Source organism: Halorhodospira abdelmalekii (genome assembly GCF_016583625.1).
GTDB classification, from domain to species: Bacteria; Pseudomonadota; Gammaproteobacteria; order Nitrococcales; family Halorhodospiraceae; genus Halorhodospira; species Halorhodospira abdelmalekii.
Genome location: NZ_NRRN01000075.1, coordinates 1 through 8,484, shown reverse-complemented (window position 1 = coordinate 8,484; position 8,484 = coordinate 1). Strand labels below are relative to the sequence as shown.

At 60.4% G+C, this 8,484-nt stretch carries 7 protein-coding genes; 1 reads left to right on the top strand and 6 read right to left on the bottom strand.

Annotation, left to right across the window (positions count from 1 at the left end; genetic code table 11):
* Positions 1–151 precede the first annotated feature (151 nt).
* Positions 152–1,015: a class I tRNA ligase family protein gene (locus CKO15_RS12765; RefSeq protein ID WP_242464792.1), complete on the top strand. Its 864-nt coding sequence runs from the start codon at positions 152–154 to the stop codon at positions 1,013–1,015.
* Positions 1,016–1,087: 72 nt separating this feature from the next.
* Here the strand turns inward: CKO15_RS12765 and rimI are convergent, their stop codons facing one another.
* From rimI to CKO15_RS12735, 6 genes are all read right to left on the bottom strand, one after another.
* Positions 1,088–1,558 carry a ribosomal protein S18-alanine N-acetyltransferase gene (rimI, locus tag CKO15_RS12760; RefSeq protein ID WP_242464791.1) on the bottom strand — a complete coding sequence of 157 codons (471 nt, stop codon included), beginning with the start codon at positions 1,556–1,558 and terminating at the stop codon, positions 1,088–1,090.
* Between the two features lie 74 nt (positions 1,559–1,632).
* Positions 1,633–2,694, bottom strand: a complete 1,062-nt coding sequence (locus CKO15_RS12755; RefSeq protein ID WP_242464790.1) for a uracil-DNA glycosylase — start codon at positions 2,692–2,694, stop codon at positions 1,633–1,635.
* A 6-nt stretch (positions 2,695–2,700) separates the two neighbouring features.
* Positions 2,701–4,251: a 2-isopropylmalate synthase gene (locus CKO15_RS12750; protein ID WP_200196938.1), complete on the bottom strand. Its 1,551-nt coding sequence runs from the start codon at positions 4,249–4,251 to the stop codon at positions 2,701–2,703.
* A gap of 527 nt (positions 4,252–4,778) precedes the next feature.
* Positions 4,779–5,282, bottom strand: a complete 504-nt coding sequence (locus tag CKO15_RS12745) for a SixA phosphatase family protein (RefSeq protein WP_200196935.1) — start codon at positions 5,280–5,282, stop codon at positions 4,779–4,781.
* A 169-nt stretch (positions 5,283–5,451) separates the two neighbouring features.
* The gene (locus CKO15_RS12740; RefSeq protein WP_200196933.1) at positions 5,452–7,146 is read right to left on the bottom strand and encodes a CAP domain-containing protein; all 1,695 of its coding nucleotides are present in this window, start codon (positions 7,144–7,146) and stop codon (positions 5,452–5,454) included.
* Between the two features lie 75 nt (positions 7,147–7,221).
* Positions 7,222–8,007, bottom strand: coding sequence for a SapC family protein (locus tag CKO15_RS12735; RefSeq protein WP_200196930.1), 786 nt, complete (start codon positions 8,005–8,007; stop codon positions 7,222–7,224).
* Positions 8,008–8,484: the final 477 nt, after the last annotated feature.

Here is an 8,484-nt window from a genome sequence, read left to right as displayed (position 1 = left end):
TGGGGGACAGGCACAACCTAGGGCAGGGGGACAGGCACAACCTAGGGCAGCTGCTGGGGCAGGCAGTGCTGGGGGACAGGCACAACCTGGATCCGGTGCTGGGGGACAGGCACAACCTGGATCCGCCGAAGAGGGACAGGCACTGCCTGGAATGGAGGCAATCGAGTTCGGCGCCGCCGAGCGCTGGATTCGCTCGCGACTCGACCAAACCGTCGCCACCGTTCATCAGGCCTTCGCCGACTATCGGCTCGACTTGGCCGCGCAGGCGATCTACGAGTTCACCTGGGATGAGTACTGCGACTGGTATCTGGAGCTGTCGAAGCCGGCGCTGCGCGAGGGCAGCCCGGGTGCCGCGCGCGGCACCCGACAGACGCTGATTACGGTGCTGGAATCCCTGCTGCGCTTAGCCCATCCGCTGATGCCGTTTATCACCGAGGCGATCTGGCAACGTACTGCTCCTCTGGCTGGGGTCAGCGGTGAGACGATCATGCGTCAGCCCTATCCGGAGAGCGACCCGGCGCTGCGCGACCCGCAGGCAGAGGCCGAGATCGCCTGGCTGCAGCGGGTTATTTTGGGCATCCGGCGTATCCGGGGCGAGATGGACATCTCCCCGAGCCGTCCGATTCCGGTGTTGCTGACTCATGCCAGCGCCGAGGATCGGCAGTTACTGGAGCGAAATCAGCGCTTTTTAATCACGCTGGCACGCCTGGAATCGATCCGGATCGTGGCCGAGGACGAGACGCTGCCGGAGTCAGCCTTGGCACTGGCCGGTGAGATGGAGATCCGGGTGCCGATGGCCGGCCTGGTCGATAAGGCAGCGGAGCTGGCCCGGCTGGCCAAGGAGCGTGCCCGCCTGGAGGGTGAGATCGCCCGCGCCGAGGGCAAGCTGGCGAACGAGCGTTTTATCTCCAAGGCCCCGGCTGCCGTCGTCGATAAGGAGCGGAGCAAACTCGCCGAGGCGCAATACGCCCTAGCGAAGGTCGCTGAGCAAGAGCAGCGGGTAGCGGCACTGTAGCGGCACCGTAATAGTTGACCGGACGGCTGCTGCGGGCGATCTGCGGGCAACCGCTTCCCCGCGGCCACCGTTTCAGCACCGGACGGAGAGGATTGCCCGGGCCATGATCAGGGCATCCTCGCGGCCCTTGGCTGCGGGGTAATAGTTAGGACGCCGGCCGACTTCGTGGAAGCCACAACGCTCATAGAGGCGCAGTGCGGGGGTGTTCGAGGGACGCACTTCGAGAAAGAGCGCCTCGGCGCCGAGCAGTTGCGCGCGTTCGACGGCGACCGCGAGCAGATAGGCGGCAATCCCCCGGCGCTGCCACGGCGGCGCTACGCAGATGTTGAGGATATGGGCCTCACCAGCGGCACAGCTGGTGACCAGGTGCGCGACGACCGGGGCGATTGGGGGTGCAGCAGGACCACAGAGGTCCGGCTCGGGTTCGTGCACGAAGCAGCCGTAGCCGGCCCGCAAACAGTCACGAAAGATCCCTTCGCTCCACGGGTAACGGTAGGCGCTTCGCTCGACTTGCAGCACCGCTGCAAGATCGGCCTCGGCCATCGGGCGGGTGCGCCCTGTTGGGCTCTGCCCCGTTGAGCCGGGCGGTTCAAGCGGTGCGTTTGGAGGTCTTGCCTTTAGAGATTGGCGCGTATCCGCTTGAGATCGTGCCATGACTTAGCCTTTTCCGCCGGTGAGCGCAATAGATAGGCGGGGTGATAGGTCACCCACACTGGGATCTCGCCACCCCCGTTGAGCGTGTAGGTGTGTGTCTGGCCGCGCAGATCGGCCAACGATGCCGTGCTGTTGAGCAGTTTCTGTGCCGCGACCCGTCCCAGGGCAACGATCAGGCGGGGTTCGAGCAGCTCAAGTTGTCGACGCAGGTAGCCGCTGCAGGCGGCGACCTCGTCGGGGCGCGGATCACGATTGCCCGGCGGGCGACACTTGACGATGTTGCAAATGTAGACCCCGCCACGCTCACGCCCGCGGTCGATCGCCGCCAGCATGGCGTCGAGTAGCTGACCGGCTCGGCCGACGAAGGGCTCCCCGCGGCGATCCTCCTCCTTGCCGGGCCCCTCCCCGACCAAAACCAGATTGGCGCTGCGATCACCGACCCCAAAGACGGTCTGGGTCCGCCCCTCGGCCAGACGGCAAGCGTGGCAGTCGGCCACGCACTGCTCAAGTTCGCTCCAGCCGTAGCTGGCAAGCGCCGCGGTCGAACGCCCTTCTGAGCCGGAGCCAATAGTCACTCCCTCGACGCCCTCCACGATCCTCTCTGTAGCCACCGGTCCAGCGCGGCCTGGACTGCCCAGACCACCCAAACCGCCCTGACTCTCGGCAGCATCAGCAGCTCCCGCAGATGAATCGGCGGTGGCTCCCGGTGTGCTAGCAACGGGTTCTACCGCCGCTGTGCCCGTTACGACCGAGTCCGCGACCGAGTCCGCGGCGGCAGTTGGTTTCGCCTCCCTACCCTCTACTGCCGGCTCCGCAGCACCTAAACGCGCCGCAGCCTCGGCGGAGGGCAGTGCAACCTGAGGCCGCCTTGAAGCGGCTACCTCGTGTACTGCAGCCCCGGGGGCCACCTCATCAGCAGCCCTACCGGGTGTCTCGGCCATAACAGTCTCAGCAATCTCGGCATCGCGCCGAACGTAGACATCGACGCCGATACGAGTCAGATAGCGTAGCCGCTCTCGATCCATAGCCGTTCACACATCGCCCGCCTGCGGATGCTGTCGGTCGAGTCCGGCGAGAATCTTATTCAGGGCATTGATGTACGATTTGGCCGAGGCGACGACGATATCGACATCGGCCCCTTGGCCGTTGGCAATCCGTCCACCCCGCTCCAAGCGCACCGTCACCTCGCCTTGAGAGTCGGTCCCAGTGGTGATGTTGTTGATCGAGAAGAGCAACAACTCGGTCCCCGACTGCACCAGCGAGTCGATGGCCTTGAACGAGGCATCGACTGCCCCACTGCCGGGGGCCACCGCGCGCCGCTCCTCGCCATCAATCAGCAGCGAGACACGGGCCTCTGGCGTCTCACCGGTCTCCGAACAGACGTGCAGCGAGAGCAGCTTGATGCGCTCGTTCTCCAGCGCGGCTCCGGCCTCAGTCACCAGCGCTTGCAGATCCTCATCAAAGATCTCGTGTTTTTTATCGGCCAGGGTCTTAAAGCGGACAAAGGCCTCGTTCAACTGCTCCTCGGAGTCGATCACGATATCGAGCTCCTCAAGGCGCGAGCGGAAGGCGTTGCGCCCAGAGTGTTTACCCAGCACCATGCGGTTGGTGTGCCAGCCGACCTCCTCAGCGCGCATAATCTCGTAGGTCTCGCGGTGCTTGAGCACGCCATCTTGGTGGATACCCGACTCGTGGGCGAAGGCGTTGACCCCGACAATCGCCTTGTTCGGCTGCACATGGAAGCCGGTAATGTTGGCCACCAGCTTGGAGAGCGGGACGATCTCGCGGGTGTTGATGCGGGTATCGCAAGCGTAGATATCTTGCCGGGTACGCACCGCCATAACGATCTCTTCCATGGCGGCGTTGCCGGCGCGCTCACCGAGACCGTTGACGGTACACTCAACCTGGCGTGCCCCAGCCCGCACCGCGGCGAGCGAGTTGGCCACGGCCAGCCCTAAGTCGTTGTGGCAGTGCACGGAGAAGACGGCTCGATCGGCGTTCGGAATCCGCTCAAGGAGGGTGCGAATCAACCCCCCGAACTGCTCGGGGACGTTGTAGCCGACGGTATCCGGGATGTTGATCGTCCGCGCCCCGGCGTCGATCACTGCCTCGATAATACGGCAGAGAAAGTCGGACTCAGAACGTCCGGCATCTTCCGGCGAGAACTCGACATCGTCACAGAGCTGCCGGGCGAGCTTGACCGCGTGCACGGCCGCCTCGACGACCTCGTCGGGGGTCATGTGCAGCTTATTCTGCATGTGGATCGGCGAGGTGGCGATGAAGGTGTGGATACGCCCGGCCTCGGCCTCCGCCAGCGCCTCGCCGGCAGCACGGATGTCGGCCTCGCGGGCCCGTGCCAACCCGCAGACGCGGCTCTCCTTGATGGTCTCGGCCACCGCGCGAACGCTTTCAAAGTCGCCACGGCTCGCCGCCGGGAACCCCGCCTCAAGGACATCGACGCGCAGGCGCTCAAGCCCCTTAGCAATGCGCACTTTCTCCTCGCGGGTCATCGAGGCACCGGGACTCTGCTCACCATCGCGCAGCGTTGTATCGAAGATAATCAAGCGATCTCGGTCAACCATGGCTGCTCGAACCTCATAGAGTGCCGTTACATACCGTTGCCTGCTACCACTTACACTTACCGGCACCGACGGAATCTCGGGAGCGACCTTGCCCCAGCGGCGGGGTCCAGTCGGGGCGCCGGCAGATCAAGCCGGTTCAGCCGGTTCAGCCGCAACGGTTCAATAACGAATAACGCAAATAACGAACCAAAGGCTTCGAAAATGGGGAAGGCCGCAACAGGCTCGTGGTCACGCCGCCAGGCACGACCCACCGGCTGCGGCGCTGGTAAGCAGCCGAACCCCGCCGGCACCGCTGCAGCGGAGCCAGTGACCGGGTGAGCGCGTTCGATAGGCAGGTACGATCATGATGGCTCTGACTATAGCGCGCTCTATTGCGTACGGCAACAACGCTCGCGCTGCAGCAGGGGCCTCGCTGACCCTGATCTGATACCGGACACCGTCTATGTATTCCAGGGGGCATACCAGGAGGACGGAGAGCAGGAGAGAATAGCGGCGTAACGCACTAACCCCACGCCCGGGAAGATCGCTTAGCGCCGCTTCGGGTAGTCAAAATCGATTAACTCGGCGCAAGCCGCGTCCGCCTCAGCCCACGCATCGATGCTTAGATGCGCGTAGATCACCGCCGCCGTCGGCACTTTGCTAGTCTGCAGGCCAAGCAGTTGACGTGCGACCTGCTCAAGCGCTGGATTGTGCCCAATCAGGGCGATGCGGTGATAGCAGTCGGGTTGATCACGGATCACCGCTAGCCACTCGTTTGGTCCAGCTTCGTACAGACGCGGGTCGACGGCGATCTGCTGCCGGTCAAGCCCCATGGCCTCAGCCAGAAGCTTGGCCGTTTGGCGCGCCCGCACCGCTTCTGAACTGACCAGTTGCTCGGGAACCCGGCCTTGCTGCAACAGCCGACGCCCCATCTCCGGGGCCGCTCGCTCGCCGCGGGGCGCTAGCGGGCGCTCCCAATCAGCCAGCGCTGGGTCCTCCCAACTCGACTTGGCATGACGAATCAGAAGCAACTCCTTTGTTCGTTCTCCCATCTCTATCCCCCATCATGGTCAATCTCTTATTCGACCAATCTCTTATTTGCTTGGAGCTGCCACGTAGCGAACCCTTCGATCTCGATTCGACCGCGACCGGAGCACCTTTCGATCTGAGCACCTTAATTTAGCGCCTGTAGCCAACGTCTCCAGCCCGTTGATTCGATCCTTAAGCAGCCCATAGCTCTGGGACGCCTCCAAAGACCGAAAGCGCATCACCAGCCTCTTCGGCCATCGTACCGTAGGTCACAATCTGGCCATCGACGACATCCACTTTGACGTTGCGATCTTCGACGATAAGCTGATAATTAATAGGCTCTGGCAGTGTCCCACCAAAAAATGTCAAATCGTGCTGACCGGGAGCAACCGGAACCACATACCCCCCTGAGTCGAAAGCGGGAAACTCGACCCCATTGACAGAGACCGCAACCCCAGAAACCCCCTCACCAACACTATAGAAGCCATCTCCGTTGTCATCGTTGTAAATTACACCTGTGACAAAGAAGACCTCATCTTCATCTCTCGCTGAGCCGAACTTCTGTGTAACCATAGAAGCGATGTAGTTCACACCGTCTTCAAAGAAATAACCCCGCACCTGGCTAATACCGACTTCTTTAAAAAGATCATTAAGAGTCGTCAAGCGGTGTCCTGGAGAAAGAAACAAGTCCGCATGCTGCCGATAGATTGCCGCCGTCAAATCGAAACCTCGCGTATCTCCAGCCCAGGCCAGATTTTCGCCGGCGGCAAAATAATCATACCCCGCCTCCTGCATCCGTTCGAACGGCGAGGAACCGCCCGCCCCGGTATGAGAAAAGATGTCGGTGTCAAGCATCCACTCGCTATGTGCCCGAGCCGGCTCCAGCAACAGGACACTAAACGCCAACGGTGGAACTGGCTCGCCGCTAAGGGCGCTCTCTTCGGGAATACCAGCGTTTAAATCGATACCCAAACGAGCCGCCTCAAGCTGCGGATCCATACGGGCACGGTTAATCAATTCGAGCATCAAGGTCTCTTGTGCCGTCGGTTGTTCGCCATCGAAAGCAGGTCCATTTTGAAGCGGGGGCGGATCCTCCCGGTGTGGTGGGGGCTCGGCAGCCGGCGGGGGCGTCAGATCACCATCCACTACCCCGGCCTGATTAAGCAATTCACGGAGCTCAGACGGAATCCTTGGGGTTACCTCATCGGGGATCCGTATCTCAATGGCCCCTGCCAAATAGGGCTGCAATTGACCATCATGAACCCATGAATCAAACACCGCCTCTGTTGGCTCAACTTCTATGATATACCATGCCGGCAAGCTATCTTTTTGCTCAGCTTCCAGCAGCGTGTACTTGGCTTCGTGCTGTTCTGCGACCTCACGTCCAACCTCTTTACGCAATCGCGTGACGCGCTCAAACAGCGACTCTTCGTCCAAATCGTTTGAAGTGTCTAAATCAACGGACCTGCGCTCACAGGATGAGCAGATCTCCATTTCGCGACGCACAGCCTCAGCCATCTTCTGCCGAAAGTCGATATGAGTCTGGTCAGTATTCAGACCTTGGGCGCCCAACGATGCTTCCTCAAGCATCTGCGGCAAAAGCACTCTCGGCTCAATATCACCCTGCTCAAGACGCTCCACCCAATACTCAACGCGCAGTCGTCCCGCATGCATCGCCTGATCGAGATCGAGATTCGGATCAGCAACCTGGGCCGTCGTTAATTCCCCACGAGCGGCGTAGGCCGCTTTAACCAAAAGCACATAGTCGCCCCTTTCGTAAAGGGCGTGCTCAATATTATCGACAAGAGTGCCCGGTGTGCCGAAGGGAGCAGAAAAATCGACCCCAAGGAAAAGATCATTGAATCGATCAAAGGCTTCTCGGTTCACTCGCCCAGATTCTCCGCTTGTCCACCTCAAAGACGGAGGTTACCCCCTCTTCACAGGCGCAACCTCTCAGGCCCATCAAAAATCAAAACGCAAACTCTCTTCGCCTCGATCGAAGAGATCTTCAATACCGAGCCCTCGTTGGCTCCGCTTCTGGCTTTCTCTATGCTCGTAGCGGCGTTTAAAATCTTTCAGACGAGCCTGGCTATAGAGCTGACCGTAGGCCAAGCCAAGGGCTCCGCTTTGGAGCAGATCGTTTACAGTTTCAGGGGCACTCTCCTTTAAAGCCGCCTCGCTGATACGATAGAGACCACTGATGGGAGCGCCATTCGACTGTATCTGGATAGACCAAGGCTCAATCAGCTGAGCCTGCTGCAGCTGGTCCACAAGCCTCTGGGTTAATAAACGATTTTTATTGACCTTCTGAAGAAACTCGATCACATGAGTCAAGTGCTGCGCTGGCTCACCCTGGTCATTGAAAAAGGGGCGGGCCTCGGAATTGTCGCTCAAAGGCGTAATACCGGGGTAAGCAGCATCAAAACAGAGCACCTGCTTCTCTGCAGCCTGGGGATTGGGATAGAAACGAAAGGGATAGCTGCGGTAGAAAGCTGGAACATAAGGAGCAAGCCACTTACCCTCAAATGAGACATAGACGTTGCACTTCGGAGTAAGCGACTGCAGTGCTACAAACTGGTAACCAGCCTCTTGCTGGATAAAACACAGCGGATAATAAGCGAGCAACTGAGGCAACTCTTCAACAACCACAGGAGCGAAAGTATCCGCTGCAGCAAAAGTGTAGTCGGCATAGGGCAGCCAGCCGAGATCCTGGTGACTCTTGGGATTAAGCGCTTGCCATTGACTCATATATGGCCCTTTCCACTAAGAATTAAAAAGTAAAGCCAGCACAAGAGAGGCCCGCATTCGGAAAAAAACCCCGGTCGGCTTGCCTCGCCCACCGGGGTCTGCTGCCTGCAAAAGCAGTCTCTCTGGCCCGACTCATCGGGAACATCGCCAGTCTCCGCCATCAGGCCCGCCCGACCAAGCCCCAGACCGCAATGAACCACTCCCGCCAAGCTTAAGCTATGCGTGAGTTTCGCGCTTCGACGGGAGTGCCGACTCATCCAGAGGATGACCCGGTCTGACCTCCCTCCACGCATCGGCCGGTTCCCGACCGGATAACAAGCTCTTACTTTCGATACCCTATCACCTGCTTGAGCACCGCCGGGTAGCAGGGAACCATCGCTGGTTCCCCGCCCCCTCAGAACCGTGCGTGCGAGTTTCCCCGCACACGGCTCAAGCAGGCTGCAAGGCATCCATTTGTCTCCTGTCTTTGGCATGTAT